The sequence below is a fragment of the Chromobacterium sp. W521 genome, assembly GCF_052805975.1.
In genome coordinates this window covers 136931-163281 of record NZ_JBRBAF010000003.1, presented here as the reverse complement: position 1 = coordinate 163281, position 26351 = coordinate 136931, and the positions used below count along the sequence as shown (strand labels likewise).

General features: G+C 64.7%; 24 protein-coding genes. 15 read left to right on the top strand and 9 right to left on the bottom strand.

The window, feature by feature from the left end; all coding sequences use genetic code 11:
* The first annotated feature begins 47 nt into the window (after positions 1-47).
* The 5 genes from ACUXV1_RS05440 (at position 48) to blaCRH (ending at position 10213) form a co-directional block, all read left to right on the top strand.
* The gene (locus ACUXV1_RS05440; RefSeq protein WP_446015001.1) at positions 48-1298 is read left to right on the top strand and encodes an MdtA/MuxA family multidrug efflux RND transporter periplasmic adaptor subunit; all 1251 of its coding nucleotides are present in this window, start codon (positions 48-50) and stop codon (positions 1296-1298) included.
* 15 nt (positions 1299-1313) lie between these two features.
* A complete protein-coding gene (locus ACUXV1_RS05435; RefSeq protein WP_446015000.1) occupies positions 1314-4415 on the top strand; it encodes an MdtB/MuxB family multidrug efflux RND transporter permease subunit in 3102 nt (1033 codons plus the stop codon).
* On the top strand, positions 4412-7510 hold the full coding sequence (locus ACUXV1_RS05430; protein WP_446014999.1) for a multidrug efflux RND transporter permease subunit: 3099 nt from the start codon (positions 4412-4414) through the stop codon (positions 7508-7510). Before ACUXV1_RS05435 ends, ACUXV1_RS05430 begins: the two co-directional genes overlap by 4 nt.
* Before the next feature lie 5 nt (positions 7511-7515).
* On the top strand, positions 7516-8907 hold the full coding sequence (locus ACUXV1_RS05425) for an efflux transporter outer membrane subunit (RefSeq protein ID WP_446014998.1): 1392 nt from the start codon (positions 7516-7518) through the stop codon (positions 8905-8907).
* Between the two features lie 433 nt (positions 8908-9340).
* Positions 9341-10213: a CRH family carbapenem-hydrolyzing class A beta-lactamase gene (gene blaCRH / locus ACUXV1_RS05420; protein ID WP_446014996.1), complete on the top strand. Its 873-nt coding sequence runs from the start codon at positions 9341-9343 to the stop codon at positions 10211-10213.
* 32 nt (positions 10214-10245) lie between these two features.
* On the opposite strand, the gene ACUXV1_RS05415 is transcribed toward blaCRH, so the two are convergent.
* Positions 10246-11106 carry a methionyl-tRNA formyltransferase gene (locus ACUXV1_RS05415; protein ID WP_114153221.1) on the bottom strand — a complete coding sequence of 287 codons (861 nt, stop codon included), beginning with the start codon at positions 11104-11106 and terminating at the stop codon, positions 10246-10248.
* Between the two features lie 312 nt (positions 11107-11418).
* Between ACUXV1_RS05415 and ACUXV1_RS05410 the strand changes: the two genes are divergently transcribed.
* The 5 genes from ACUXV1_RS05410 (at position 11419) to ACUXV1_RS05390 (ending at position 14822) form a co-directional block, all read left to right on the top strand.
* Positions 11419-12060, top strand: a complete 642-nt coding sequence (locus ACUXV1_RS05410) for a hypothetical protein (RefSeq protein ID WP_446014994.1) — start codon at positions 11419-11421, stop codon at positions 12058-12060.
* 65 nt (positions 12061-12125) lie between these two features.
* Positions 12126-12560, top strand: a complete 435-nt coding sequence (locus ACUXV1_RS05405; protein WP_446014993.1) for a hypothetical protein — start codon at positions 12126-12128, stop codon at positions 12558-12560.
* Between the two features lie 145 nt (positions 12561-12705).
* Entirely contained in the window at positions 12706-13536 is an 831-nt protein-coding gene (dapF, locus tag ACUXV1_RS05400) for a diaminopimelate epimerase (protein WP_081556163.1), read from the top strand.
* Positions 13537-13602: 66 nt separating this feature from the next.
* Positions 13603-14256 carry a DUF484 family protein gene (locus ACUXV1_RS05395; RefSeq protein ID WP_043641613.1) on the top strand — a complete coding sequence of 218 codons (654 nt, stop codon included), beginning with the start codon at positions 13603-13605 and terminating at the stop codon, positions 14254-14256.
* On the top strand, positions 14253-14822 hold the full coding sequence (locus tag ACUXV1_RS05390) for a hypothetical protein (protein ID WP_446014992.1): 570 nt from the start codon (positions 14253-14255) through the stop codon (positions 14820-14822). The genes ACUXV1_RS05395 and ACUXV1_RS05390 overlap by 4 nt, the downstream gene beginning before the upstream one ends.
* A gap of 88 nt (positions 14823-14910) precedes the next feature.
* Here the strand turns inward: ACUXV1_RS05390 and ACUXV1_RS05385 are convergent, their stop codons facing one another.
* The 7 genes from ACUXV1_RS05385 to ACUXV1_RS05355 all read right to left on the bottom strand — a co-directional run bounded on the left by ACUXV1_RS05385 (position 14911) and on the right by ACUXV1_RS05355 (position 21624).
* Positions 14911-15480, bottom strand: a complete 570-nt coding sequence (locus ACUXV1_RS05385) for a YceI family protein (protein WP_043641610.1) — start codon at positions 15478-15480, stop codon at positions 14911-14913.
* Positions 15481-15524: 44 nt separating this feature from the next.
* A complete protein-coding gene (locus ACUXV1_RS05380) occupies positions 15525-16082 on the bottom strand; it encodes a YceI family protein (RefSeq protein ID WP_446014991.1) in 558 nt (185 codons plus the stop codon).
* Positions 16079-16642, bottom strand: coding sequence for a cytochrome b (locus tag ACUXV1_RS05375; protein WP_446014990.1), 564 nt, complete (start codon positions 16640-16642; stop codon positions 16079-16081). The genes ACUXV1_RS05380 and ACUXV1_RS05375 overlap by 4 nt, the downstream gene beginning before the upstream one ends.
* Before the next feature lie 261 nt (positions 16643-16903).
* Positions 16904-17869: an ABC transporter permease gene (locus ACUXV1_RS05370; protein ID WP_043641607.1), complete on the bottom strand. Its 966-nt coding sequence runs from the start codon at positions 17867-17869 to the stop codon at positions 16904-16906.
* On the bottom strand, positions 17869-18975 hold the full coding sequence (locus tag ACUXV1_RS05365) for an ABC transporter permease (RefSeq protein WP_039755570.1): 1107 nt from the start codon (positions 18973-18975) through the stop codon (positions 17869-17871). Before ACUXV1_RS05365 ends, ACUXV1_RS05370 begins: the two co-directional genes overlap by 1 nt.
* Positions 18972-20501, bottom strand: a complete 1530-nt coding sequence (locus ACUXV1_RS05360) for an ABC transporter ATP-binding protein (RefSeq protein ID WP_043641605.1) — start codon at positions 20499-20501, stop codon at positions 18972-18974. Before ACUXV1_RS05360 ends, ACUXV1_RS05365 begins: the two co-directional genes overlap by 4 nt.
* A 118-nt stretch (positions 20502-20619) precedes the next feature.
* A complete protein-coding gene (locus ACUXV1_RS05355; RefSeq protein ID WP_107732355.1) occupies positions 20620-21624 on the bottom strand; it encodes a BMP family lipoprotein in 1005 nt (334 codons plus the stop codon).
* Positions 21625-22083: 459 nt separating this feature from the next.
* Here ACUXV1_RS05355 and ACUXV1_RS05350 point away from each other — a divergent pair, with 459 nt between their 5' ends.
* From ACUXV1_RS05350 to ACUXV1_RS05330, 5 genes are all read left to right on the top strand, one after another.
* Positions 22084-22851 (top strand): tRNA pseudouridine(65) synthase TruC, encoded by a 768-nt coding sequence (locus tag ACUXV1_RS05350; RefSeq protein WP_081556166.1) that lies wholly within the window; start codon positions 22084-22086, stop codon positions 22849-22851.
* 21 nt (positions 22852-22872) lie between these two features.
* Positions 22873-23721, top strand: a complete 849-nt coding sequence (locus tag ACUXV1_RS05345; protein WP_043641603.1) for a 23S rRNA (adenine(2030)-N(6))-methyltransferase RlmJ — start codon at positions 22873-22875, stop codon at positions 23719-23721.
* 20 nt (positions 23722-23741) lie between these two features.
* Complete coding sequence (locus ACUXV1_RS05340; RefSeq protein WP_043592251.1) at positions 23742-24296, top strand: thymidine kinase; 555 nt, start codon at positions 23742-23744, stop codon at positions 24294-24296.
* Between the two features lie 138 nt (positions 24297-24434).
* Positions 24435-25013 (top strand): LexA family protein, encoded by a 579-nt coding sequence (locus ACUXV1_RS05335; RefSeq protein WP_019102594.1) that lies wholly within the window; start codon positions 24435-24437, stop codon positions 25011-25013.
* Between the two features lie 17 nt (positions 25014-25030).
* The gene (locus ACUXV1_RS05330; RefSeq protein WP_167604380.1) at positions 25031-25186 is read left to right on the top strand and encodes a hypothetical protein; all 156 of its coding nucleotides are present in this window, start codon (positions 25031-25033) and stop codon (positions 25184-25186) included.
* A gap of 75 nt (positions 25187-25261) precedes the next feature.
* On the opposite strand, the gene nagZ is transcribed toward ACUXV1_RS05330, so the two are convergent.
* Positions 25262-26350, bottom strand: coding sequence for a beta-N-acetylhexosaminidase (gene nagZ / locus ACUXV1_RS05325; protein ID WP_446014987.1), 1089 nt, complete (start codon positions 26348-26350; stop codon positions 25262-25264).
* Between the last annotated feature and the right edge of the window lies 1 nt (position 26351).

The following is a 26351-nucleotide window of genomic DNA, read 5'->3' as shown; positions in this document are numbered from 1 at the left end:
TCCGGAGCGGCCCTCGCCGCTCCACGCCGCACTCCTGGAGCCCCGCCGTGACCCAATCCGCCGCGCCTCGCCGCCCTTTTTACCGCTCTCCGCTGTGCTGGGGCCTTATCGTCGCGCTCGCGTTGGGCGGCTGGTGGTGGCGGCAACACACGGCCGCGGACCCCGCGGGCCAACGCCGCGCCGCGCCGCCGGCGGCCGTGGGCGTGGCCGCCGCGCAGCGGCAGAACGTCCCCTTGCAGATTAGCGCGCTGGGCACCGTCAATTCCACTTACACCGTCACCGTGCGCAGCCGCGTGGACGGCCAGCTGGACAAATTGCATTTCGAAGAAGGCCAGGCGGTCAAACAAGGCCAGTTGCTGGCGGAATTGGACCCGAGGCCATTCCAGGCCGCGCTGGCCCAGGCCGAAGGCCAGTTGCTGCGTGACCAGGCGCTGCTGCAAAACGCCCAGTTGGATCTGAACCGCTACCGCCAACTGCTGGAACAGAACTCCATCGCCAAACAGCAAGTGGACACCCAGGCGGCGCTGGTGCGCCAGTACCAGGGCACGGTCAAGCTGGACCAGGGCGCTGTGGACAACGCCCGGCTGCAGCTCAGCTACAGCCGCGTCACCGCGCCGGTGTCCGGCCGCGCCGGCCTACGCCAGGTGGACCCGGGCAACATCGTCCACGCCAGCGACGCCAACGGCTTGGTGGTGATTACCCAAACCCAGCCCATCAACGTGCTGTTCTCCGTGCCGGAAGTCAGCCTGGGGCCGGTATTGCGGGCCAGCCGCGCCCAAGCCGGCCTCGCGGTGGAAGCCTGGGACCGCGACAACCGCAACAAGCTGGCCGACGGCAAATTGCTGGCCATAGACAACCAGCTCAACACCAGCACCGGCACCGTCAACCTCAAGGCCCGCTTCGCCAACGCCGACGAGGCCCTGTTCCCCAATCAATTCGTCAATGTGCGCCTGAGCCTGGGCGAACAGGAAAACGCCGTCACCGTGCCCGCCGCCGCTGTGCAGCTGGGCAAGGCGGGCAGCTATGTCTATACCGTCAACGCGGATAGCAGCGTGAGCCTGAACCAGGTGAGCGCCGGCGCGCGCGTCGGCGACATCGTCGTCATCGAACAAGGCCTGAAGCCCGGCCAGCGCGTGGTGGTGGACGGCCTGGACAAACTGCGCGACGGCGCCAAGGTCACGGTGGTGGACCGCGCCGCGCAAAACCTCCAGGCAGCCCAGGCCGCTGGCAAAAACGGACGCCACAAACGCGACGGCAGCGGCGCGGCCGGCAAACGCCGCGCCTCGGCGGCGCAATAAGCGCGGAGAAACGGCATGAATCCCTCGCGCCTGTTCATTTTGCGGCCGGTGGCCACCACCTTGCTGATGGTGGCCATTCTGCTTACCGGCCTAGCCGCCTGGCGCATGCTGGCGGTGTCCGCCCTGCCGGAGGTGGACTACCCCACCATCCAGGTGGTCACCCAATACCCAGGCGCCAGCCCGGAAGTGATCACCTCCTCCATCACCGCTCCGCTGGAACGCCAGTTTGGCCAGATGCCCGGCTTGTCGCAGATGTCGTCCACCAGTTCCGGTGGGGCCTCGGTGATCACACTGCAGTTCGGCCTGGAACTCAGCCTGGATGTGGCCGAACAAGAAGTGCAGGCGGCCATCAACGCCGCCGGCAACCTGTTGCCGTCCGACCTGCCCAATCCACCGGTGTACAGCAAGGTCAATCCGGCGGACACCCCCATCATGACCATTGCCGTCACCTCGCCCACGCTGCAACTGACCAAGCTGGAAGACCTGGTCGACACCCGGCTGGCGCAGAAGCTGTCGCAAGTGCCCGGCGTGGGCCTGGTCAGCATCAGCGGCGGCCAGCGCCCGGCGGTGCGCATCCAGACCAATCCGCGCCAGCTGGCCTCGCTGGGCCTGACGCTGGAAGACGTGCGCACGGCCATCGCCAGCGCCAACGTCAACCAGGCCAAGGGCAGCTTCGATGGCCCGCACCAGGCCTCCACCATAGACGGCAACGATCAGCTCAAATCCGCCGATGAATACCGCGGCGTCATCATCGCCTACCGCAACGGCGCGCCCATCCGCTTGTCCGACGTGGCCCAAGTGGTGGATTCGGCGGAAAACATCCGCCTGGCCGCCTGGGCCGGCGCCACTCCCGCCATCATTCTCAATGTGCAGCGCCAGCCCGGCGCCAACGTCATCCAGGTGGCTGACCGCATCAAGAGCCTGCTGCCGCAGCTAAGCGACACCCTGCCCGGCGCGGTGGACGTCAAGGTGCTGAGCGACCGAACCGTGACCATACGCGCCTCGGTGGCGGACGTGGAATTCGAACTGATGCTGGCCATCGCCCTGGTGGTGATGGTGATCTTCCTGTTTTTGCGCAATGTGCCGGCCACTGTCATCCCCGCGGTGGCGGTGCCGCTGTCCCTGGTGGGCACCTTCGGCGTGATGTACCTGGCCGGTTTCTCCATCAACAACCTCACCTTGATGGCGCTGACCATCGCCACCGGCTTCGTCGTGGACGATGCCATCGTGATGATAGAAAACATCGCGCGTTACATCGAAGACGGCGAAACGCCGATGGCCGCGGCGCTAAAGGGCTCCAAGCAGATAGGCTTCACCATCATCTCGCTGACCATCTCGCTGATCGCCGTGCTGATTCCGCTCCTGTTCATGGGCGACGTGGTGGGCCGGCTGTTCCGCGAATTCGCCGTCACCCTGGCGGTGTCCATCCTGATCTCGGCTTTCATCTCGCTGACGCTGACGCCGATGATGTGCGCGCGCCTGCTCAAACACGTGCCGGAAGACAAGCAAGGCCGCTTCTACCACGCCAGCGGCCGCTTCTTCGACCGGGTGATCGCCCGCTACGGCCGCATGCTGACCTGGGTGCTGGAGCGGCAGACGCTCACCCTGCTGGTGGCGCTGGCCACCGTGGCGCTCACCGCCGCGCTCTATCTGGCCATGCCCAAAGGCTTCTTTCCGCTGCAAGACACCGGCGCCATCCAGGGCGTCAGCGAGGCCTCGCAGTCCATCTCCTTCAGCGCCATGGCGCGCAAGCAGGAAGCGCTGGCGCAGCAGCTGCTCAAAGACCCGGCGGTGGACAGCCTGTCCTCCTTCATCGGCGTGGACGGCAATAACGCCGCGCTCAACAACGGCCGGCTGCTGATCAACCTCAAACCCAAGGAACAGCGCGACGATATCCGCACCGTGCTGAGCAGGCTGCAACACCAGGCCGACGCGGTGCCGGGCATGGCGCTCTACCTGCAGCCGGTGCAGGACCTGACCATCGACTCCCGCGTCAGCCGCACCCAGTACCAGTTCACGCTGCAAGCCACCAGCGCCGAGGATCTGTCCGCCTGGACGCCCAAACTGGTGGAAAAGCTACGCCGGCTGCCGCAGTTGGCCGACGTGGCCAGCGACTTGCAGGACAAGGGCCTGCAGGCCTACGTCAACATCAACCGCGACACCGCCGCGCGGCTGGGCGTCAGCACCGCCGCCATCGACAACGCGCTGTACGACGCCTTCGGCCAACGGCTGATCTCCACCATCTTCACCCAGACCAACCAATACCGCGTGGTGCTGGAAGTGGACCCTCAGCACCAGCAAGACCCGCTGTCGCTGAAAAGCCTGTACGTGCCCACCGCCAACGGCGGCCCGGTGCCGCTGGACGCGGTGGCCAGTATAGAGGAGCGCCCCGCCGCGCTCGCCATCAACCACCTGGGGCAATTCCCCACCGCCACCGTGTCCTTCAACCTGGCCCCCGGGGCCTCGCTGGGCGCGGCGGTGGACGCCATCCGCCAGGCCGAGGCCGAGCTGGGCCTGCCGGCCAGCATAGACACCAAGTTCCAGGGCGCGGCACTGGCCTTCCAGGCCTCGCTGTCCAACACCCTGTGGCTGATCCTGGCCGCCATCGTCACCATGTACATCGTGCTGGGCGTGCTGTACGAAAGCTATATTCATCCCATCACGATTCTCTCCACCCTGCCCTCGGCCGGCATCGGCGCGTTGCTGGCTCTGCTCTTGTCCGGCAACGATCTGTCGGTGATCGCCATCATCGGCATCATTCTGTTGATCGGCATCGTCAAGAAAAACGCCATCATGATGATAGATTTCGCGCTGGAAGCCGAACGCGAACACGGCATGAGCCCGCGCGACGCCATCTACCAGGCCTGCCTGCTGCGCTTCCGCCCCATCCTGATGACCACCATGGCCGCGCTGCTGGGCGCGTTGCCGCTGATGCTGGGCGGCGGCATGGGCTCAGAACTGCGCCAGCCGCTGGGCGTGGCCATGGTGGGCGGCCTGCTGCTCAGCCAAGTGCTCACCCTGTTCACCACCCCGGTGATCTACCTGGCCTTTGACCGGCTGGCGCGCCGCCTCCGCCGCAAGGCCAAGCCGGCACTGAGCGCCGAGGGCGAGGCATGATCCCCTCCGCCCCCTTCATCCGCCGCCCGGTGGCCACCACCCTGCTGACCCTGGCCATCCTGCTGGCCGGCTTGCTGGCCTTCAAGCTGCTGCCGGTGTCGCCGCTGCCGCAAGTGGATTTCCCCACCATCTCCGTCAGCGCGCGCCTGCCCGGCGCCAGCCCGGAAACCATGGCCGCCACCGTGGCCACTCCACTGGAACGAGCGCTGGGCCGCATCGCCGGCGTCACGGAAATGACCTCGTCCAGCTCGCTGGGGTCCACCCGCGTCACCTTGCAGTTTGAGCTGGACCGCGACATCGACGGCGCCGCGCGCGACGTGCAGGCCGCCATCAACGCCGCGCGCTCCCTGCTGCCCACCGGCATGCCGTCCAACCCCACCTACCGCAAGGTCAACCCCGCCGACGCGCCCATCATGATCATCGCGCTGACCTCGGACAGCCTGAGCCGCGGCCAAATGTACGACGCAGCCGACACCATCCTCGGCCAGAAGCTGGCCCAGGTGGAGGGCATAGGCGACGTCAACGTGGGCGGCGGCGCGCAGCCGGCGGTGCGGGTGGAGCTGAACCCGCGCCAGCTCAATCATTACGGCATCGGCATGGAAACCGTGCGCGCCGCCATCGCCGGCACCAACGCCAACCGGCCCAAGGGCTTTCTGGAAAACGACGAACGACACTGGCAGGTGCAGGCCAACGACCAAGCCACCAAGGCCAGCGACTACCTGCCGTTGATCGTCAGCTACAAACACGGCGCCGCGGTGCGCATCGCCGACGTGGCCGAGGTCAAGGATTCCGTAGTGGACCTGCGCAACGCCGGCCTCCTGGGCCAGCAGCCGGCGGTAATGCTGATGCTGTTCCGCCAGCCCGGCGCCAACATCATCGAAACCATAGACCGGGTCAAGGCGCTGCTGCCGCAGCTGCAAGCCTCCATCCCCGCCGCCATCAAGATGCAAGTGGTGATGGACCGCAGCCCCACCATCCGCGCCTCGCTGCAGGAAGTGGAGCGTTCGCTGCTGATCTCGGTGGCCCTGGTGATCCTGGTGGTCTTCCTGTTCCTGCGCAACGGCCGCGCCACCGCCATTCCCGCCATCACCGTGCCGGTATCGCTAGTGGGCGCCTTCGCCGTGATGTACCTGGCCGGCTTCTCTCTCAACAACCTCAGCCTGATGGCGCTGACCATCGCCACCGGCTTCGTCGTCGACGACACCATCGTGGTGCTGGAAAACATCGCCCGCCACATCGAAGACGGCATGAAACCGATGCAGGCCGCTTTGCGCGGCGCGCGCGAAGTCGGCTTCACCGTGCTGTCCATGAGCGTCTCGCTGATCGCCGTCTTCCTCCCCATCCTGCTGATGGGCGGCGTCATCGGCCGGCTGTTCCGCGAATTCGCCGTCACCCTGTCCGTGGCCATCCTGGTGTCCCTGCTGGTCTCGCTGACCACCACGCCCATGCTCTGCGCGCGCTGGCTCAAACCACGCGAAGAACGGCCTCCCGGCCGGCTGTTTCAATGGAGCGAGCGCGTCTTCGACGCCATGCTGGACGGCTACCGCCGCAGCCTGGACTGGGCCTTGCGCCACGGCCCGCTGATGATGCTGATCCTGGCCGCCACCATAGGCCTCAACGTCTACCTCTACCTGGCGGTACCCAAGGGTTTCTTCCCGCAGCAGGACACCGGGCGGCTCAACGGCATGATACGCGCGGACCAGAACATCTCCTTCCAGGCCATGCAGCAAAAGCTGCAGCGCTTCATCACCGTGGTGGGCCGTGACCCGGCGGTGGACACCGTGCTCGGCTTCACCGGCGGCGGCCAGCGCAACAGCGCCAATATGTTCGTCAGCCTCAAGCCGCTGAGCCAACGCAAGGAAAGCTCGGACCAAGTCATCGCCCGCCTGCGCAAAACCCTGGCGCGCGAACCCGGCGCCCAGCTCTTCCTGCAGGCGGTGCAGGACATCCGCATCGGCGGCCGCGCCAGCAACGCCCAGTACCAATACACCCTGCAAGGCGACGATCTGACCCAATTGCGCGAATGGACGCCCAAAGTCCAGCAAGCGCTGATGAAGCTGCCCATGTTGGCCGACGTCAACACCGACCAGGAAGTCAAAGGCCTGCAAACCACGCTGGTCTTCGACCGCGACGCCATGGCGCGGCTGGGCCTGACCCAAGCCCAGGTGGACGCCGCGCTCAACGACGCCTTCGGCCAGCGCCAGGTCTCCACCATCTACAACGCGCTCAACCAATACCGCGTGGTGATGGAAGTGGCTCCGCAATACTGGCAAGGGCCGGACGGGTTGGACAGCATCTTCCTGCAAACGCCGGGAGGCCAGCCCACCCCGCTGTCCGCCGTCGCCCGCTGGGCGCCCGGCAACACCGCGCTGTCGGTCAACCACCAAAGCCAGTTCGCCGCCGCCACCGTCTCCTTCAACCTGCCGCCGGGCGCCGCGCTGTCCGACGCCACCGACGCCATCAACCAGGCGCTGGCCGGCGTCGGCCTGCCCAGCAGCATCCACGGCAGCTTCCAGGGCAGCGCCAAAACCTTCCAGGCCTCGCTGGACAGCCAGCCGCTGCTGATCCTGGCCGCGCTGATCGCCGTCTACATCGTGCTGGGCATACTCTACGAAAGCGTGGTGCATCCCGTCACCATTCTCTCCACCCTGCCCTCGGCCGGCGTCGGCGCCCTGCTCGCCATCATCGCCACCGGCGGCGAATTCAATGTCATCGCGCTGATAGGCGTGCTGCTCCTGATCGGCATCGTCAAAAAGAACGCCATCATGATGATAGACTTCGCGCTCAGCGCCGAGCGCGAACAGGGACAAACGCCGGAACAGGCGATACGCCAGGCCTGCCTGCTGCGCTTCCGCCCCATCATGATGACCACGCTGGCCGCGCTGTTCGGCGCGCTGCCGCTTGCTCTGGGCCGCGGCGACGGCGCCGAGCTGCGCACGCCGCTGGGCATCTCCATCGTTGGCGGCCTGCTGCTCAGCCAACTGCTGACCCTGTACACCACACCCGTCGTTTACCTGTATCTGGACCGCTTCCGGCTGTGGTGCCGCCGCTGGCGGCCCGCGCGCGCCGCGCTGAACCGCGGAGCCGAGGAATGAAACCCATGAAAACACTAAGCCTTACGCTGGCCTGCGCGCTGCTGTTGGCCGGCTGCGCGCTGGGCCCGGACTACGCCAAGCCCAAGCTGGACCTGCCGGCGGCCTATAAAGAGGATGGCCGCTGGAAAAGCGCCCAACCGCAGGATGCCCTGCCCCGCGGCGACTGGTGGCGCATCTATCAAGACCCGCGGCTAGACCAGCTGATGGACACTCTGAACCGGCAAAACCCCAGCATCGCCCAGGCCGAAGCGCAATACCGTCAGGCCCAGGCGCTACTGAAACAGGCCGAAGCCGGGCTGTTCCCCAGCCTGGGGCTCAACGCAGGCCAAAGCCGCGGCGTCAACGCCCCCGGCCAATCCGCTTCCACCAGCTACAATCTGAGCGCCAACGCCAGTTGGGAACTGGACCTGTGGGGCGGCCTGCGCCGTTCGGTGGAAGCCGGTTCCGCCAAAGCCCAAGCCAGCGCCGCGCAACTGGCGGCGATACGCCTCAGCACCCAGGCGCAGCTGGCCACAGCTTATCTGCAGATCAGCGTCGCCGACCTGCAACTGCGGCAACTACAGGCCAATGAACAAGCGCTGGCGGAAACGCTGAAGCTGACCCGCAATCAATATCAGGCCGGCATCGTTTCCGACGCCAACGTGGCCCAGGCCGAAAGCCAATGGCAAAGCGCTCAGGCGCAGCGGGCGGACAAGCAGCTGACCCGCGCCCAGCTGGAACACGCCATCGCCGCCGCGCTGGGCCAGACACCGGCCAGCTTCAGCCTGCCGGCGGCCGGCGCCGAACCGCGCTTGCCCAGCATCCCCGCCGGCCTGCCCTCGCAACTGCTGGAGCGCCGCCCGGACATCGCCGCCGCGGAACGCGCGGTGGCGCAGGCCAACGCCCAAATCGGCGTGGCTCAGGCCGCCTTCTTCCCCACCCTCACCCTGTCCGCCAGCGGCGGCTACCGCGGCGCCAGCTTCGCCGACTGGGTCAGCCTGCCCAACCGAGTCTGGTCGCTGGGCCCGGCGCTGGCGCTCAGCCTGTTCGACGCCGGCCTGCGCAGCGCCCAGAAAGAACAAGCCATCGCCGCCTACGACGCCAGCGTGGCCGGCTACCGCCTGGCCGTGCTGTCCGCCTTCCAGAGCGTGGAAGACAATCTGGCCGCTCAAAGATTGCTGGGCGAGGAAGCAGCCTCCCAACAAGCCGCGCTGGACGCCGCCCGGCGCGCGGAAACCATCGCGCTGAATCAATACCGCGCCGGCACCGTCAGCTACCTCAATGTGCTGAGCGCGCAAAGCGGCCGCATCAACGCGGAAACCACGCTGTGGAACGTGAAAAACCGGCAATACGCCAGCAGCGTGGCGCTAATCGCCGCGCTGGGCGGCGGCTGGCAAGAGACGACGCCCGCCCCGTAGCACGCGGCCGCACCCAGGGCGGGAGGAGCCGTAGGCGATACCCCCCAGCGGTTTCTGGGCTTCGCCTGTTCCAGCAGCGCGCCGTTTCACCGTGGGTCGCGAGATTGCAAGATCAGCCCGCGCCCTCCCTCTCACACGGCATGGTTCAAGGCCGTGGCCGCCTTCTCGCGAACATTGTCCAGCACGCCGGGCTAGTCCTCCATCGCCCAACGCGCAAGCGGCTCAAGCCGGCAATGAACTCGCCGCCTCCAAAACCTGTTTACGATCCGTTACGCGTCGCCGATACAGCGTTGAAAACAGGTTCTAATGCCCCCGCCTCAATCCCCGGTCCGCCTCATACAGTTACACAAGTTACAGTTTTCGCGATTTACAGCCCACCCCTTCGCCATCAGGATAGCGCCACACTTTCCAACCAGGCAAAAGGAGCAAAACCATGTTCAAGCATCTGATTTTATTCGCATCGCTGGCCGCACCGCTGACCCAGGCCGTGGCCGCCGATCCGCTCGCCGTCGCCGCCGACAAGCTGGCCAAACTGGAACGCGACTTTGGCGGCAGCATCGGCGTCTACGCCATCGACACCGGCTCCGGCGCCACCGTGGCCAACCGTCCCAACGAACGCTTTCCCCTGTGCAGCTCTTTCAAAGGCTTTCTGGCGGCGGGAGTGCTGGCGCAAAGCCAAGAAAAACCCGGCCTGCTGGACAAACGCATCCGCTACAGCAAGACGGCTCTGCCTAATTGGTCCCCGATTACCAGCAAACACCAAGCAAGCGGCATGACCGTGGCCGAGCTCAACGCCGCCTCCGTGCAATACAGCGACAACGGCGCGGCCAATCTGCTGCTCAAGGAAATCAACGGCCCCGCCGCGCTGACCGCCTTCATGCGCTCCATCGGCGACGCCAGCTTCCGCCTGGATCGTCTGGAGCCGGAACTGAACTCCGCCATCCCCGGCGACCCGCGCGACACCTCCACGCCCAAAGCGGTGGCGGAAAGCGCGCAAAAACTGGCGCTGGGCAAGGCGCTGCCTGAACCGCAACGCCAACAGCTGGCGGACTGGCTGAAGGGCAACACCACCGGCAACGCCAGAATCCGCGCCGCGGTGCCGGCCGGCTGGGAAGTGGGGGACAAAACCGGCACTTGCGGCGTTTACGGCACCGCCAACGACTTCGCGGTGATCTGGCCGCCCAAGCGCGCGCCCATCGTGCTGGCGGTCTACACCAAGCACGCCAAGAAAGAAGCCAAGCACAGCGACGAAGTGATCGCCGCCGCGGCGCGGGCGGCGCTGGAAGCCTTTAACGTGAAGAAATAAGATGGGAACAGGCGCGGCCGAAGGGCCGCGCCTCACCCACGCAAGCGGCCGCTAACGCCGCCGGGCGGGTTCAAGCTCCATTCGCTGATCAGCACCATGCCGTCGGCGGCGGCCACCAAGAGGCTCAGCGCATTGGACAAAATCAAGGACCCCGGCGGGTAGGCGTGGCTCTCGCGCCAGCCTTGGGCGCGGTGCACGTGCACGGTGACGCCGTTGACCGTGGCCATGCATTCGAAATCGCCAAAGGCCCGGACGCGGCGCATGATGTCTTCCACCGACAGATTGAAATCCAGCATCCTCTCTTCGTCCCTCCACAGCGGCCAGTAGCTGCTGCCCTCTCCTTGCGGCTGCGCCTGCTCCCACAAAGAAGCGAAGTCGCCGGCCACCCGCCCGGCCAGCCGGTACAGCGCCAGTTGCAGTTTCGCGTCCAGCGATTCATGGGTTTCGTCCGGCCTCAGCGCGAACTGTTCCTGCGCCAGCACATCGCCGGCGTCCATTTCCCGAGTCAATTGGTGGCAGCTGCAGCCCCATTGCCGATGACCGTCCAGAATCGCCCTCACCATGGGGTAAGGCCCGCGGCCGATGGGCAGCGGCGACGGATGGAAGTTGACCGCGTAATTCAGATAAGGCTCCCAGTCCGGCACCCGCCAGTTGTAACTGGCCACCAGCAAGGCTTCGCAGTCCTGCTCGGCCAGCTCCAGCAAATCGCGTTCGCGCATCCGCGACAATTGCACCGGCACGCCCAAGCGCTCCGCCGCCTCCAATGACTCCTTGTGGTGATGCATGCGATGGTCCACCGGGGTGCAGAACAGCTTCAACGGCTGCCAGCCGGCATGCAGGAAGACGTCCAGCACCGGCTTGAAGCGGTCGGACAAGGTAATGGCAAAACGCATGGCGGCATCCCGGCGATTTAGAGGGCTGATTTGTTTATATCAAGACCATCCATTCCCAGCAGGACACCTAATGGAAATTAACAGAATCTCGCCTGCCCGCTGGCACGCCGCTTGCATCTACCCGCTAGCCAAACCCTTGTTTTGACGCGATAACAGGCTAAACCCGCCGCTTTGCGGCAATCCTGTCCGCCACAGCGGCATGGATTGCCGCCCGTGCCGGCAAACGTCGAAACCGGGGCGGCGAATGGGAGTCGAGCTGCTCCGTGAAGCTCACGACCGACACTCCACCATAGACTTTGCGGGAGATTCTCCATGTCAGTCAGCAACACAAGCGGCATCGACGCCAGCGGCAACGCCTGGCAACAACGGCGGGCCGTTCACCAGCAGCGCCACCAAGATTTCCTGGCCATGATCAACGATGTGCGGCAAGGCAATCTCAGCGGCGCGCAGCAGGCGCTCGCCAGCCTGCAGTCCAACTTGCCCAAAGCGAGCGCAGTCAGCGGCACCGGCGCAAGCAGCGGCAGCGCCCAGGATTTCGCCAGCCTGATCAATTCCATGCAGACCGACGGCAGCGTCGCCAGCGACGGCAGCAGTTCAAGCACTAGCTCCGCCAGCGCCGGCAACGACATGACCCTGCTGTTCAATCAGATGCTGAGCCAGTTGCAGATGAGCAGCCTCGGCGGCGCCAGCGACGGCGATACCGACGACGCGCTGAGCGCGCTGACCGGCGCCTCGGCGGCCACTTCGCCCAGCGCGCTGTTCAGCAATCTGGGTCAGGACCTGAGCAGCAGCAACCTCAACCAGGCGCGGCAGGATTACCAGCAATTGCAGCAGGACTTGCAGGCCAACTCGCAACAGAGCCAGCCCGCTCATCATCGCCACCACCATCATCATGGCGGCGGCCAGGTTCAGGCTGCGCTGAATGCCTACCAGGCTAATAGCAGCGCTTGCTGAGCCCGCCATCTTCCCAGGCCCGGCCCTGCGCCGGGCCTGTTTCATTGACTCTTGCGCACACTGATATGAAAGTTCACTCCACTTCCTTCCAGCCGCCCATCCCCGCTCAAGCGACGACAGCGCCAGCAGATACAGCCTTCACTCCCTCCGCGACCGCGCCGGCCACTCCTGAGCCGGCTCAACAGCCGGCGCAGGCTGACCGCCCCCGCCTGGACATGGCCACGCTGGTACGGCTGCTGCTGATGCAAATGCAGCTCAAGCTCAGCCAGCCCGGCGACGCCGCCGAAGACACCCTCAAGCTGGCCACCGGACAAGATGCGCTAGCGTCCTCGTCCGGCTCGCTGATCGACGATATCAGCCAGACCGCCGCCTCCGACGCGCAAGCCGCCGCCGTCCTGACCGGCGACGAGGCCATGCCGCAAACCGCCGCGTCCAGCGCGGCCCTGCAGGCCTACGCCGGTACCGAAGCCGCACCCGGCAAGCCGCTGGCCAGCGCCTGAGCGCGCGCCTGTACCTCTATCTACGCCACTGTGCTAACCTGCCTTATTGGCGGCGGAGCCCCGTCCGCGCTTTGGCGCGCACGGCTCCCCGCCCGACCGCCGGCCCGGCAACGGGCCGATTGTTCACGCAGAATCTGGCGCGCCAATGAAATTGCACTTCACCAAAATGCACGGCCTCGGCAACGACTTCATGGTTGTCGACGGCGTGAGTCAAACCGTCCCCTTGAACGCGGAACGTATCCGTCAGTTGGGCGATCGCCACTTCGGCATCGGCTTCGATCAGTTGTTGCTGGTGGAGCCTCCACACTCTCCGGACAACGATTTTCGCTACCGCATCTTCAATAACGACGGCGGCGAGGTGGAACAATGCGGCAACGGCGCGCGCTGCTTCGCCAAGTTCGTGTCCGACCGCGGCCTGACCGCCAAATCACGAATCCAGGTGGAAACCGCCAAGGGCGTGATCGCGCCGGAATACCTGGGAGACGGACAAGCGCGGGTGGACATGGGCCGGCCGCGATTCGCTCCGGACGAGATTCCGTTCCAGGCCGAGCGCGAGGCGGTGTGCCACGATTTGCAAGTCGAGGATGCGACCTTGTCGGTCAGCGTCGTGTCGATGGGGAACCCCCACGCGGTGCAAGTAGTCGCAGATGTAGCCCTGGCTCCCGTGACGCGCCTCGGCGCGGCCATCGAAAACCATCCCCGCTTTCCGGAACGGGTCAACGCCGGCTTCATGCAGGTGGTGGCGCGCGATGAAATCCGCCTGCGCGTGTTCGAACGCGGCGCCGGCGAAACGCTGGCCTGCGGCACCGGCGCCTGCGCGGCGGTGGTGGCCGGCATCCGCCGCGGCCTGCTGGACCGGCGCGTGCGGGTGCACACCCGGGGCGGCGAGCTGACGGTGGAATGGCCGGCCGACGACGCCGCGGTAACCATGACCGGCCCCGCCGTCACAGTGTTCCAGGGCGAAATCGAGATTTAACGGCCCGCTCGGCTCAGAGCGGCAGCGGGCTCGCAACAACAACACAGCCGTAAGGGGTTATGAATTATGCAGACAGATGATGTGCTGGCGTTTTTGGACCAACACCCGGACTTTCTCGCCCATCACGCCGAAAGGCTTGGCCTGAAGCCGGGCGGCGCGCCGCAAGACCGCGTGGTGGTCTCGCTGGCGGAACGCCAAATGCTGGACCTGAAGGACCGCAACCGGCAGTTGGAGTCCCGCTTGCAGCAATTGATCCGCCACAGCGAAGCCAACGACCGCATCATCGCCAGCGCTCATCAACTGGGGCTGACGCTTCAGGCCTGCCGGAGTCTGCAAGACGTGCTGAACGCGCTGCCCGCCTGCTTCGCCGAGCATTTCAAGCTGAAGCGCGTGGCGTTGCGGCTATGGCATCCGGCGGCGGAATCCGCCGGCCCGGCCTACGACGCCCGCAGCGAGGTGGCCGCGTTGGCGCGCAATCTCTCCGCGCCCTATTGCGGCCCCTACGTCAACGACGACGTGCTGGCCTGGTTCCCCGCCGCGCCCGTGCTGCAGTCCTTCGCTCAACTGGCGCTGCGCGACGGCCAGGGCCAGGCCTTCGGCCTGCTGGCCCTGGCGTCGGACGATCCGCAACGCTTCACCTTCGACATGCACACCCACTACCTGGCCCAGATAGGCGAGCAAGTGTCCGCCGCGCTGACTCGCGTGTTGGAGGTTCAATGACGGCAACGCCCACTGGTTGGTTTCTGCTCTCCCTGGTCGCGCTGTTCTATCTGCACATTCTGTGGCGGCTGATCGCCAGCCGCGACGGCATCGCCCAGCTGTGCTTCGCGTCGTCTTTCTTCATCCTGGCGCTGATCTTCCGCGCGGACCCTTTCCTCACCGCCTTGTCGCCGGTGCTGCTGCCCTTCTGCTACGCCTACGCCTGGCTGGGCATCGCGGCCGTGCTATGGTCCGCCAGCAGCCTGAAAGTCAGCCGGCTTGGCCTGGCCTTCCCCGAACGCCAGCCGCAGCTGGCGGCGCTGATGGCCAGCCAGCTCAGCCTGCATCTTGGCATCGTCGCTTTTTCGCGGCTGCTGGATTGGCGGCCGCTGCTGTCCTACCTGATGGCCCCGCCTCTGATCATGGTCGTCAGCTACGCCGGTTACCGCGCGCTGTTGTTCGTGATGCGCCGTCAGCCGGAAGCGCGCCTGCCCTGGACGGTGTTCGGCGGCATGACCGTGATCAGCCCCTTGTTGGTGATGTGGCTGTCCGACTGGCTGGCCCCCATCGTGCTAAGCCTGACCTGAACGGTGTCGCCGGCATGAAAAAACCCGAGTCCTTCGACTCGGGTTTTTTTGACGCCGGACACGGGTTCCGGCGCTTTATCGAATCCGCTTACTTCTTGCCGGCTTCGATGGCAATGGTCAATTGCAGATCGTCGCCCACCGCCGGCACATAAGCACCAACGCCGAACTCGCTGCGCTTGATGGTGGCGGTAGCGTCAGCACCGCACCACGGCTTCTTGGCCATCGGATGGGAATCCACGCACTTGAAGTTGGTCACGGTCAGCGTCACCGGCTTGGTCACGCCGTGCAGGCTCAGTTGGCCGTCCACCGCCGCCAGCTTGTCGCCGTTGAAGGTGAACTTGTCGGATTTGAACGTGATGGTGGGGTACTTTTCAACGTCCAGGAAATCCGGGCTGGCGATGTGCTTGTCGCGCGCCGCCCAGCCGCTGTCGTGGCTGGCGGTCTTGATCACGATGTCCACCGAGCCGGTTTTCTTGGCCTGGTCCAGCACCACGGTGCCCTTGGTGTCGTTGAAGCGGCCGCTCAGCGTAGAGAAGCCCAGGTGGCTCAGCGAGTAGCCGGCATGGGTGTGCGAGCTGTCCACTTCGTAAGTGACCGGGGCGGCTTGCGCGCTGCCCAGCACACCCAACGTCATCACGGCGGCAAACAGAGTTTTCATTTTGGTCGTCACGTCGGTTTTCTCCAGGGTAAGGAAAGGCAAGATCACTTGCCGGTCAGAACGAATTTGTATTTGACGGTCACCAGGTCGGCGATCGCTTCGGTGTCGTCCCAAGCGCCGTCGCCCACTTTGAATTGCAGACGGTTCAGCGGGAAGCTACCTTGCAGCGTGGTCTCATTCCCTGCGCTGGCGGCGGTGAAGGTGGACACCACCTCGCGGCTAATGCCCTTCAGGCTCAAGGTGCCTCGGGTTTCGAACTTGCCGCCGCCCAAGGCCTTGACCGATTTTGCGGTGAAAGTCGCCTTGGGCAGGCTGGCGATATTGAAGAAGGACGCGCCGCGCACGGTGGTATTGCCGTCGGCGCTGCCCACGTCCACGCTGCCCAGGTCCACGGTGAACACCGCCTTGGTGGCCTCCGGCTTGGCCGCGTCGAAACTGACGTTGGCGGCGAAACTCTTGAAGCGGCCTTCGGTCGGCACGTTCATTTGCTTGAAGGTAAAGCCCAGCGTGCTCTTGGCCGCGTTCAGGGTTTGCGCGGCCTGAGCAGGCGCCATGGCCAGCGCCACGGCGGCGCTCAGGGCGAGAGAAGTCAGAAATTTCATGCTTGAGGATCTCCTTTGCGACAGGACGGCAGCATCCGCGCCAGCGTGGCGTCGCGATCGATAAAGTGATGTTTCAAGGCCGCCAGCGCGTGCAGGCCGACGATGGCGACGATGGCGTACGCCATCAGCGCGTGGCTCCAGCCCAGCACATGGCCCAGCGCCTCGTTCTTTTCCACCAGGTCCGGCAATTGCACCAGGTTGAACCACACGACCGGGTAGCCTTTGGCGGAGCTCATCAGCCAGCCCACCAGCGGCATCGCCAGCATCAAGGCGTACAACAACAAATGAATCAGCCCGGCGGCTTTAAGCTGCCAGGCCGGCTGCCCCGGCAAAGGCACCGGCGCGCCGCGACGGGCGCGCCAGATCAGGCGCAGCACAGCCAGCGCCAGCACGCTGATACCCACCCATTTGTGCCAGGCGATCAAAGAGGCTTTCAGTTTGAAGCTGGCCGGCGATGTAATCTGCATGCTGTTGAAGTACCAGCCCATGATCAGGGCGGCAATGATCAACAGCGCAATCAGCCAGTGCAAGGCAATCTGTGTGGGACTGTAGCGTTGCATCGAATTCCTTATTACAAATGAGCGGCAAATTAAAACCTGTCATGCCCGTTAATCATAAAAGCGCGGCCATTGCCGTCATAGCGAAATTATTAGCGCAAAAGATTCAAATTTTCTGAACAACTGCCAGGCAACACAATGGGCAATTGATATTGGGAATCACTATGAATAACAAACGACGGCAAGGTTCCCGTATGCGATATAAAACAAAAAACCGCCAGGGGCAAAGCCCGCTGGCGGTTTCTAGCCTGTCTCAAAAGCCGGTTAACGGCTCTTGACGAAAGGTATGCCTATCGCTTTGGGCGCCACCGCCCGGCCAACGAAGCCCGCCAGCAGCAACACAGTCAGCACATAGGGGATGACCGCGATCGCTTGCGACGGGATCTGGCCGATACCTGGCAGCGCCACGCCTTCCAGGCGGATCTGGATGGCGTCGGCAAAAGCGAACACCAGGCAGCCCAGCACCGCCGGCAGCGGTTTCCACTTGCCGAAGATCAGCGCGGCCAGCGCCAGGAAGCCCTTGCCCGCGGTCATTTCCTTGATGAAGCTGCCGGTCTGGTACACGGACAGATAGGTGCCGGCAATGCCGCACAGCACGCCGCCCCAGAACAAGGCGGTGTAGCGCACCTTGGCCACCGAGATGCCGGCGGTGTCCGCCGCGTGCGGGTTCTCCCCCACCGCGCGCAGACGCAGACCAAAGCGGCTCTTGTACAGCACCCAGGTCACCAGCGGCACAATCAAGAATAAGGTCAGATACACCAGGATGCTATGGCCGGACAGCAGCTTGCTGTACAGCTGGCCCAGCAGCGGCACGTCGCGTAGCTCATGGGCGAACGGCAGCGCGATCTCGTGGAAACGCCCCTCGTCCGGCAGCTGCGGGGTGTTGCCGCCCTGCTGGAACCAGGCCAGGCCCAACACCGGGGTGATGCCGGAGGCGACGGTGTTGAGCGCCATGCCGGAAATCAGCTGGTTGCCGTTATACGTGACCGACACAAAAGCGTGGATCATCGCCATCGCCACCGAGGCGGCAATGCCGCAGGCCATGCCTATCCACGGGTTGTGGGTGGCGAAAGCCGCCGCGGCGGCGGCGAAAGCCGCCACCAGCATCTTGCCTTCCAGGCTGATATCCACCACGCCGGAGCGCTCGGAGAACATGCCGGCCATCGCGGCCAGGATCAACGGTGTGGCCACGCGCAGCGTGGAATCGAGCAGACTGAAGAAGATTTCCATTATTTGTCGTCCTTGCGCTTGAACAGGCCGGCGATGAACGGCTCGAACAGGTTTTCCAACGCGCCGCAGAACAGGATGATCAGACCCTGAATGAAGATGATCATCTCGCGGGTGATCATCGGCTTCTCGAAGGACAGATCGGAGCCGCCCTGGGTCAAGGCGCCAAACAACAGCGCGGACAAGATAATGCCCACCGGGTGGTTTCGGCCCATCAGCGCCACGGCGATGCCGACGAAACCGACGCCGTTGGTGAACATCACGTTCATCCGGTGGGCGGAGCCCATCAGCTCGTTGACCGCGGCCAGACCGGACAGCGCGCCGGACACGCACATGGCGATAATGATGACGCGGCTGACGCTCATGCCGGCGTAGCGGGCGGCCGGTTCGCTGGTGCCCACGGTGCGCAGTTCGAAGCCCCAGCGGCTATGCCACACCACCAGGTAGAACAGCGCGGCGGCCAGCAAGGACATCACGAAAGTCAGGTTCAGCGGCGAGGTGGGAATCTCCACGCCAAAGCGCGCCGCCAATTCATGGATGGCGGGAATCCAGGCCGCCTGGCCGAATTCGCGCGTGGTCGGGTTCTGGGAACCGGCTTCGATCAAATGATGGCTGATCAGGTACAACATCAAGGAGTAAGCAATGAAGTTGAACATGATGGTGGTCACCACGATGTGGCTGCCCCGCTTGGCCTGCAGCCAGCCCGGCACAAATGCCCAGGCCGCGCCGAAGCCCATCGCCGCCAGAATGGCCAGCGGCACCAGCACCGCCGGCGGCAGGCTGTGGTCGAAGCCCAGCACCACCAGAGTGACGCCCAGGCCGGCCAGGTAGGTCTGGCCCTCGCCGCCGATATTGAACAGACCGGCGTGGAAGGCGGTGGCCACCGCCAGGCCGGTGAAGATGAAGCCGGTGGTGTAGAACAGGGTGTAGCCTATGCCCTCGCCGTAGCCGAAAGCACCGTTGATCAGCAGCTTCAGGCATTCCCAAGGGTCTTCGCCTATCAACCAGGTGACCAGGCCCGTTACCAGCAAGGCCGCCAATAGATTAAGCGCCGGCAGCACCGTCAGCTGCGCCCAGCGCGGCAAGGTGGAAGGTTGTCCGAATTTCAATGCTTGTGCCCCCCCATCAGCAGGCCCAGCGAAATGGTGTCGGCGTCCTTGGCCGCCACTTCGCCGGTGATCTGTCCGCCGGCCATGACCAGGATGCGGTCGGCCAGCGCCAGGATTTCTTCTAGTTCAACCGAGACCAGCAAAATGGCCTTGCCCTCGTCTCGCAGTTCCACCAGCCGCTTGTGAATGAATTCAATCGCGCCGATGTCCACGCCGCGCGTCGGCTGGCCGATCAGCAGCAGGTCGGGGTTGGCGTGGATTTCACGCGCCAGCACCACTTTCTGCTGGTTGCCGCCGGAAAGCAGGCCCACGCGCAGCAGCGGGTTGCCCGGACGAATATCGAATTGCTGAATGAAGTCCCGGGTGCGCGCCAACAGCCGCTTGCGCGAGTACCACGGCCCGCGGCCCAGGCCGGTTTCGCCGTGATAGCCTAGGATGGCGTTTTCATAACTGGAGAAAGCCTTGACCAGGCCTTCGCGCGAGCGGTCTTCCGGCACGTGGGCAATGCCCAGCTTGCGGTAAAGCGCGGCGCGCGGCTGAGCCCCGCAACGGCGGCGCAGCAAATCCTCGCCCTTGTAGGCCATCTCGCCGGCGCTAGGCTCCTGCATGCCGGCCAGCACTTCCAATAGCTCGGATTGGCCGTTGCCGGACACGCCGGCAATGCCGACGATCTCTCCGGCTCGCACTTCGAAATTCAGTTGATCCAGCAGCTTGACCCCGCGCGCGTCGGTCAGGCACAGATTCTTGACGCTGAGCACCGCCGCGCCCGGCTCGCGCTCGGCCTTGTCCACTTTCAGGCTGACCTTGCGGCCCACCATCAGGTCCGCCAGCTTTTCCTTGTCCACGTCACAGGTGGCGACGTTGGCCACCACGGTGCCGGCGCGCATCACGCTGACGCCGTCGGTGATGTCCATCACCTCCCGCAGCTTGTGGGTGATCAGGATCACGGTCTTGCCCTGCGCCTTCAGCGAACGCAGGATGTGGAACAGGTGGTCCGCCTCCTGCGGCGTCAGCACCGCGGTGGGCTCGTCCAGGATCAGCACGTCGGCGCCGCGGTACAAAGCCTTGAGGATTTCCACCCTTTGCTGCAGGCCCACGCCCAGATCGCCCACCAGCGCGTCCGGATCCACCTCCAGCGAGTAATTGCGGTTGAGCTCTTTCAGATGCTCGCGGGCCTCGTCCAGCCCTTTTTTCAGCACCAGGCCGCCTTCGGCGCCCAGCACGATGTTCTCCAGCACGGTAAAGGTGTCCACCAGCATGAAATGCTGATGCACCATGCCGATTCCCAGCTCAATGGCTTCCTGGCTGTTGCGGATCGGCGCTTCCTTGCCGTTCACCCGGATGGCGCCGCTGTCGGCCTGGTAATAGCCGTACAGAATGCTCATCAACGTGGATTTACCGGCCCCGTTTTCGCCGATGACGCCATGGACAGTGCCCTTGGCGATTTTCATCGAGACGTCGCGGTTGGCTTTGACGGCACCAAAACTCTTGTTGATGCCCGCCAGCTCAATGGCAAACTCGGTCATGCTTATTCATATTCCCTGGTTAGGGTCAGTCTGATTCCGCTCCGGCATGAACAAACAGGCACGATGAAGTTCATCGTGCCTGCGTCCCCGAAACGGATCAGGGAAAACTCAACTCAGCTTATTGCACCGGGCAGCTGTTGTTGGAGCGGTAATCCACCACCTTGATCTTGCCGCCGATGATGTCGGCCTTGGCCGCGTTGATCTTCTTCTCCATCGCCGGAGTGATCACTTTGCGGTTGTTGGCGTCCAGCGCCCAATCCACGCCGGCTTCCTTCAGGCCCAGAATCTTGACTTCCGGCTTCCAGGAGCCGTTCTTGGCGTCCTTGAAGGTGTTGAACACCGCCACGTCCACGCGCTTGACCATGGAAGTCAGCACCGAACCCGGGTACAGGTGGTTCTGGTTGCTGTCCACACCGATGGAGTACTTGCCGGCGGCCTTGGCGGCTTGCAGCACGCCCAGACCGGTGCCGCCGGCCGCGGCGAACACCACGTCCACGCCGCGGTCGAACTGGCTCTTGGCCAGCTCAGTGCCGCGCGCCGGGTCGTTAAAGGCCTGCGGAGTGGTGCCGGTCATGTTCTGGATCACGCTGGCGTTCTTGTTGGTGAACTTGACGCCCTGCACATAGCCACAGCCGAAGGCGCGGATCAGCGGCACGTCCATGCCGCCGACAAAGCCCACCTTGCCGCTCTTGGACGCCATCGCCGCGGCCACGCCGGTCAGGAAGGCGCCTTCCTGTTCCTTGAACACAATGCTCTGCACGTTGGAACCTTTGGCCACCGCGTCGATCAGAGTGAACTTGACCTTGGGGAATTCCTTGGCAACGGTTTCCACCGCCTGGGTGAAGGAGAAGCCGATCGCCACCACGATGTCGGCGTCGCGGCGCGCCATATTGCGCAGCAGCTGCTCTTTCTGGGCTTCGGACGCGATCTGACCGTCGCGGTAGTTGATCTTGAATTCCTTCTTGAAACGCTCGGCGCCGTTGTACGCGGATTCGTTGAAGCTCTTGTCAAACTTGCCTGCCATGTCGTAAACCACGGCGGGCGAGAACTCTTTGGCGAAGGCGGAGGTGGACAGCACCGCTGCCGCTACGGCAAAGCTCATTCGTTTCAGCTGGATTTTCATCTCTATGACTCTATGGAGTTTGTTGGTCAACCCGCACGCCGATCACCCCCTGTGGTTCCCGTGCCGTGCAGCGAAGCAAAGCGTCCGCCAGCCCCTCGTCATGTAGCGTCGCAACTACACGCCAGGTTGCGCGGATGCGGTCCTGCCGCAATCCCGTGGCAAACGGGATCGCAATCGGCACAGACGCCGCCCTGTCATTCTTGTTTGAGCGCGCCGAATTGTAATGACGCACCCATGGACTGTAAACAACTTCCTCTCTACTTTGAAATATCATGTCGCAACGAAAGCCGGCAAAGCCCGAGCCCGCGCACAAAAACGCCAATAGCATGCCAAAACCTTGTTGTTTTCGCGTAATCGAAGCGCAAGACATAAAACTACAGCACAGCGGCATCGCCCGCCTTCCAAAGCGGCCCGCCAGCGCCTACAATGCCGGCCTCCCCACCCGTTTACACCCGCTCCATGCTGCCCATTCTCTACCGCGACGACCGCCTGATCGCCATCCATAAGCCCTCCGGCCTGCTGGTGCACCGCACCGCGCTGGACCGCAACGAAACTCGCTTCGCCGTGCAGTTGCTGCGCGACCAGATCGGCCAGCGCGTCTACCCGGTGCACAGGCTGGACAAGGGGACTTCCGGCGTGCTGCTGTTCGCGCTGGACAAGGACATGTGCCGCGAGATGAGCTGGCAATTCGAACGCCAGCAGGTGGACAAGCGCTATATCGCCGTGGTCCGCGGCCACACCGACGACGCCGGCCATATCGACTACCCGCTCAGCCGGCGCCCGGACGACCTGGAATGGATAGGCGAGACCGTGGACACCGCGCCGCAGGCCGCCGTCACCGACTACCGCACGCTGGCGCGCATCGAACTGCCGATAGAAGTGGAACGCTACCCCAGCAGCCGTTACAGCCTGCTGGAGTTGACGCCGCACACTGGCCGCCGCCACCAGTTGCGCCGCCACCTGAAGCACATCGCCCACCCCATCATCGGCGACGCCACCCACGGCAAGGGCCGGCACAACCGCATGTTCGCCGAACATTTCGGCAGCCGGCGCCTGCTGCTGGCCTGCGTCGCCATGCAACTGAGCCACCCGGACAGCGGCCAGCCGCTCTTGCTGCAAGCGCCGCCGGCGGACGACTTCATGCGGCTGGCGGAACAGCTGGGCTGGCGCGCCGCGCTGGAGGACGCGCTGCGCGGCCACGCCGAATCCGGTACAATCCGCGGCTGACAAACGCCATATCCCGCAGCCATGCTCAGTTACCGCCACGCCTTTCACGCCGGCAACCACGCCGATGTGCTCAAGCATCTGATCCAGATCGAACTCCTGAACTACCTGGGCCAGAAAGCCAAGCCCTATTGGTATATCGACACCCATGCCGGCGCCGGCGCTTACTCGCTGGTGGAAGGCTACGCCACCAAGAACGCCGAATTCGAATCCGGCATCGCCCGGCTGTGGCGGCGCGACGATCTGCCGGAAGCGGTCGCCAACTACGTCGAGGTAGTGCGCACGCTGAACGCCGACGGCGAACTCAAGCTCTACCCCGGCTCGCCGTGGTGCGCGGCGGAAGTGATGCCGGCCAGCGACAAGCTGCGCCTGTTCGAACTGCACCCCACCGATCACCAGTTGCTGGCCGACACCTTCGCCGACGCCGGCCGCCGCGTGCAAATCCAGCAGGCCAACGGCTTCGAGGCGATCAAGGCGATTCTGCCGCCACCGCCGCGCCGCGCGCTGGTGCTGATCGACCCGCCCTACGAGGACAAACGCGACTACCAGCACGTAATCACCGCTCTGAAAGAAAGCCTGAAGCGCTTCGCCACCGGGGTCTACGCCGTCTGGTATCCCTGCCTGCAGCGCGCGGAGATGAAGGAACTGCCCAAGGAAATGAAGAAGCTGGGCGCCAAGAACTGGCTGCGCGCCGAATTGCATGTGCAAAAGCCGTCCAGCGACGGCTTCGGCATGCACGGCAGCGGCATGTTCATCCTCAACGCGCCGTGGACGCTGCCGCAGACGCTGCGCGAAGTGCTGCCCTACCTCGCCCAGCATCTGGCGCAAGACGCCGGCGCCAGCTATGTGCTGGAAACCGGCGGCGACCTTTAAGCCCCACCGAGAACCCATCGATGGCAAAACTCTTTTTCCGCTACGCCGCGATGAACAGCGGCAAAAGCACCCAGTTGCTGCAAATCGCCAACAACTACGAATCCATGGGCAAGACCGTGGCGCTGTTCACCAGCGCCATGGACGACCGTTACGGCTTCGGCAAAATCACCTCGCGCCTTAATCTGCAGCGCGACGCCCGCACCTTCTCGCCGGAACTGAACTTCCTGGCCGAGGACTTCGGACAGACCGCCTGCATCTTGATAGACGAAGCCCAGTTCATCACGCCGGAACAAGTGCATCAGCTGCACGAGCTGGCTCACACCCGCAACATTCCGGTGATCTGCTTTGGCCTGCGCACCGACTTCCGCGGCGAACCCTTCCCCGGCTCCGGCATGCTGCTGGCCCTGGCCGACGAAATCGAAGAGATCAAGACCATTTGCGAATGTGGCAAAAAAGCCACCATGCACATCCGCATCGACGCCGACGGCCGCCGCGTCAAGGAAGGCCCTCAGGTGGAAATCGGTGGCAACGCCCGCTACCGCGCGGTTTGCGCCCGTTGCTTCTACCGGCTCTGAAGGCTCCGTCCGCTCGCCGAAACCCGCCCGCGTCAGCGGGCTTTTTTTGCGCTCGCCGCCGCCATTCGCAAAAAAAAACTTGCCCTGTCGTTTGATAATGTACACAATCAAATCTGCTTGCATTACAGAGGATTAGCCATGAGCCACGGGGGCAAACGCAGCGGCGCCGGCCGCAAGTCCAGTTACGGCGGCGACAAGACCGTAGCCATCCGCGTGCCGGAACCGCTAAAGCCGGTGCTGGAAGACTGGCTGCACGATTACCGCAGCTGGCGCACCGCCCACAACGCCCAAGCCGACGACGTGCGCACGCTGGCGCGCCACCTCAGCGAACTATCGCTGCCGCTGTTCGCCAACAGCGTGCCGGCCGGTTCGCCGGTGGCGGCGGACGACCTCAAGGAAGACGACGTGGACCTCAACGCCCGGCTGGCGCCGCGGCCGGGCAGCACCTTCCTCGTCACGGTCAAGGGGGAGTCCATGCTGGGCGCCGGCATTCACGACGGCGACCTGCTGGTGGTGGACCGCGCGGCGGAAGCGCGCAACGGCAAGGTTGTCGTAGCGGCGCTCAACGGCGAACTCACGGTGAAGCGGCTGGAAAAAACCGCCAAGGGCATCCGCCTGTTGCCGGAAAACCCGGAATTTCAGCCGATTCCGGTGCCGGAAGACGCCGCCTTCCATATCTGGGGCGTCGTCACCAACGTCATCCACAAAGTGGACTGAACCTTCGGGAGAACACCATGGAACACACTCAAGCGCAATACGACAGCATCAAGATGAAGTTCATGGATTGGCGCCGGCTGCCGCGCGCCTTCCGCGCGGTGATCCAGGGCCAGCCGCAAGTGCTGGTCAGCCGTCCGGGACGCGACTTCTACGTGCCTGTGCAGTTTGTTTAAACGCCCTTTCCAAACGACAACGGCCCGGGCGTCCATGCGTCCGGGCCGTCTTTCCGCCGATCATTGTCGACGGCTCTAATTCGCCTCGCCCACATCCGGCCCGCGCATCGCGTCCGCCGGCATGTTCAAACGCTCCACCTGGACGCGCGCCGCGGCGAAAGCCGGGCAGGCCAGTTCCGCCGCCCAATCCGCCGCCTTGCCGGCCATGCGCTCCAGCCGCCGCGCCAAGTCCGGCTGCGCCGGCGCCCGCAGATTGGCCAGAATCAGATCGGTCTGCCGGGGATCATTGCAAACCAGCACCATATCGCAACCGGCGGCCAGCGCCGCGTCGGCGCGCTGCACGAAGCCGCCGGCGCCGGCCGCCCCCTCCATGTCCAAAGCGTCGGAGAAGATCACGCCGTCGAAACCCAGCCGGCCGCGCAGCACATCCTGCAGCCAGACCCGCGAGAAACCGGCTGGCTGCGCATCCACCGCCGGGTACAACACATGGGCGGGCATCACCGAGCCCATGCCCGCCGCCGCCAAGCGGCCAAAAGGCACCAAGTCGTCCGCTTCCAGTTCGGCCAGGCTGCGGCCGTCTTCCGGCATCACGTGGTGGCTGTCGCCCTCGACAAAGCCATGGCCGGGGAAATGCTTGCCGCAGGTGGACATGCCCCCGCGCGCCAGACCGCGCTGCAGCGCTTCGGCCAGCTCGGCCACGATGGCCGGATCACGGTGGAAGCTGCGGTTGCCAATCACCGCGCAGCGCCCCCAATCCAGGTCCAGCACCGGAGTGAAGGACAAGTCGACGCCGCAGGCGGACAACTCGACCGCCAGTACGTAGCCGACATTCTCCGCCTGCGCCAGCGCTGCCGGACGGTCTTGCTCCCACATCCGGCCCAAGACTTGCATCGGCGGCAAGCGGGTGAAACCGTCGAGGAAGCGCTGCACCCGGCCGCCTTCGTGATCTACCGCAATCAACAGGTGCGGGCTGCGCAGCGCGCGGATTTCCGCAGTCAACGCCTTCAGTTGTTCAATGTCCTGGAAATTGCGGCGGAACAGGATCACCCCGCCCACCAGCGGATGCGATAAGCGCCGCTTCTCTTCGTCCGTCAGCCGCAGGCCGGCCACGCCCGCCATCACCGGCCCGCGCGGCAAGGCCGCGCTCTGTTGAGTCTGCTGCATC

Excerpts from the sequence above, each read along its gene's own strand:
- ACUXV1_RS05415 (WP_114153221.1), bottom strand. The coding sequence starts at position 11,106 with ATGCGTTTTGCCATTACCTTGTCCGACCGCTTCAAGCCGGTGCTGGAC.
- ACUXV1_RS05410 (WP_446014994.1), top strand. The coding sequence starts at position 11,419 with ATGTCAGTCAGCAACACAAGCGGCATCGACGCCAGCGGCAACGCCTGG.
- nagZ (WP_446014987.1), bottom strand. The coding sequence starts at position 26,350 with ATGCAGCAGACTCAACAGAGCGCGGCCTTGCCGCGCGGGCCGGTGATG.
- ACUXV1_RS05380 (WP_446014991.1), bottom strand. The coding sequence starts at position 16,082 with ATGAAATTTCTGACTTCTCTCGCCCTGAGCGCCGCCGTGGCGCTGGCC.
- ACUXV1_RS05355 (WP_107732355.1), bottom strand. The coding sequence starts at position 21,624 with ATGAAAATCCAGCTGAAACGAATGAGCTTTGCCGTAGCGGCAGCGGTG.
- ACUXV1_RS05330 (WP_167604380.1), top strand. The coding sequence starts at position 25,031 with ATGGAACACACTCAAGCGCAATACGACAGCATCAAGATGAAGTTCATG.
- ACUXV1_RS05430 (WP_446014999.1), top strand. The coding sequence starts at position 4,412 with ATGATCCCCTCCGCCCCCTTCATCCGCCGCCCGGTGGCCACCACCCTG.
- ACUXV1_RS05435 (WP_446015000.1), top strand. The coding sequence starts at position 1,314 with ATGAATCCCTCGCGCCTGTTCATTTTGCGGCCGGTGGCCACCACCTTG.
- blaCRH (WP_446014996.1), top strand. The coding sequence starts at position 9,341 with ATGTTCAAGCATCTGATTTTATTCGCATCGCTGGCCGCACCGCTGACC.
- ACUXV1_RS05390 (WP_446014992.1), top strand. The coding sequence starts at position 14,253 with ATGACGGCAACGCCCACTGGTTGGTTTCTGCTCTCCCTGGTCGCGCTG.
- ACUXV1_RS05425 (WP_446014998.1), top strand. The coding sequence starts at position 7,516 with ATGAAAACACTAAGCCTTACGCTGGCCTGCGCGCTGCTGTTGGCCGGC.
- ACUXV1_RS05395 (WP_043641613.1), top strand. The coding sequence starts at position 13,603 with ATGCAGACAGATGATGTGCTGGCGTTTTTGGACCAACACCCGGACTTT.
- ACUXV1_RS05345 (WP_043641603.1), top strand. The coding sequence starts at position 22,873 with ATGCTCAGTTACCGCCACGCCTTTCACGCCGGCAACCACGCCGATGTG.
- ACUXV1_RS05340 (WP_043592251.1), top strand. The coding sequence starts at position 23,742 with ATGGCAAAACTCTTTTTCCGCTACGCCGCGATGAACAGCGGCAAAAGC.
- ACUXV1_RS05335 (WP_019102594.1), top strand. The coding sequence starts at position 24,435 with ATGAGCCACGGGGGCAAACGCAGCGGCGCCGGCCGCAAGTCCAGTTAC.
- ACUXV1_RS05385 (WP_043641610.1), bottom strand. The coding sequence starts at position 15,480 with ATGAAAACTCTGTTTGCCGCCGTGATGACGTTGGGTGTGCTGGGCAGC.
- ACUXV1_RS05360 (WP_043641605.1), bottom strand. The coding sequence starts at position 20,501 with ATGACCGAGTTTGCCATTGAGCTGGCGGGCATCAACAAGAGTTTTGGT.
- ACUXV1_RS05370 (WP_043641607.1), bottom strand. The coding sequence starts at position 17,869 with ATGGAAATCTTCTTCAGTCTGCTCGATTCCACGCTGCGCGTGGCCACA.
- ACUXV1_RS05405 (WP_446014993.1), top strand. The coding sequence starts at position 12,126 with ATGAAAGTTCACTCCACTTCCTTCCAGCCGCCCATCCCCGCTCAAGCG.
- ACUXV1_RS05375 (WP_446014990.1), bottom strand. The coding sequence starts at position 16,642 with ATGCAACGCTACAGTCCCACACAGATTGCCTTGCACTGGCTGATTGCG.
- dapF (WP_081556163.1), top strand. The coding sequence starts at position 12,706 with ATGAAATTGCACTTCACCAAAATGCACGGCCTCGGCAACGACTTCATG.
- ACUXV1_RS05350 (WP_081556166.1), top strand. The coding sequence starts at position 22,084 with ATGCTGCCCATTCTCTACCGCGACGACCGCCTGATCGCCATCCATAAG.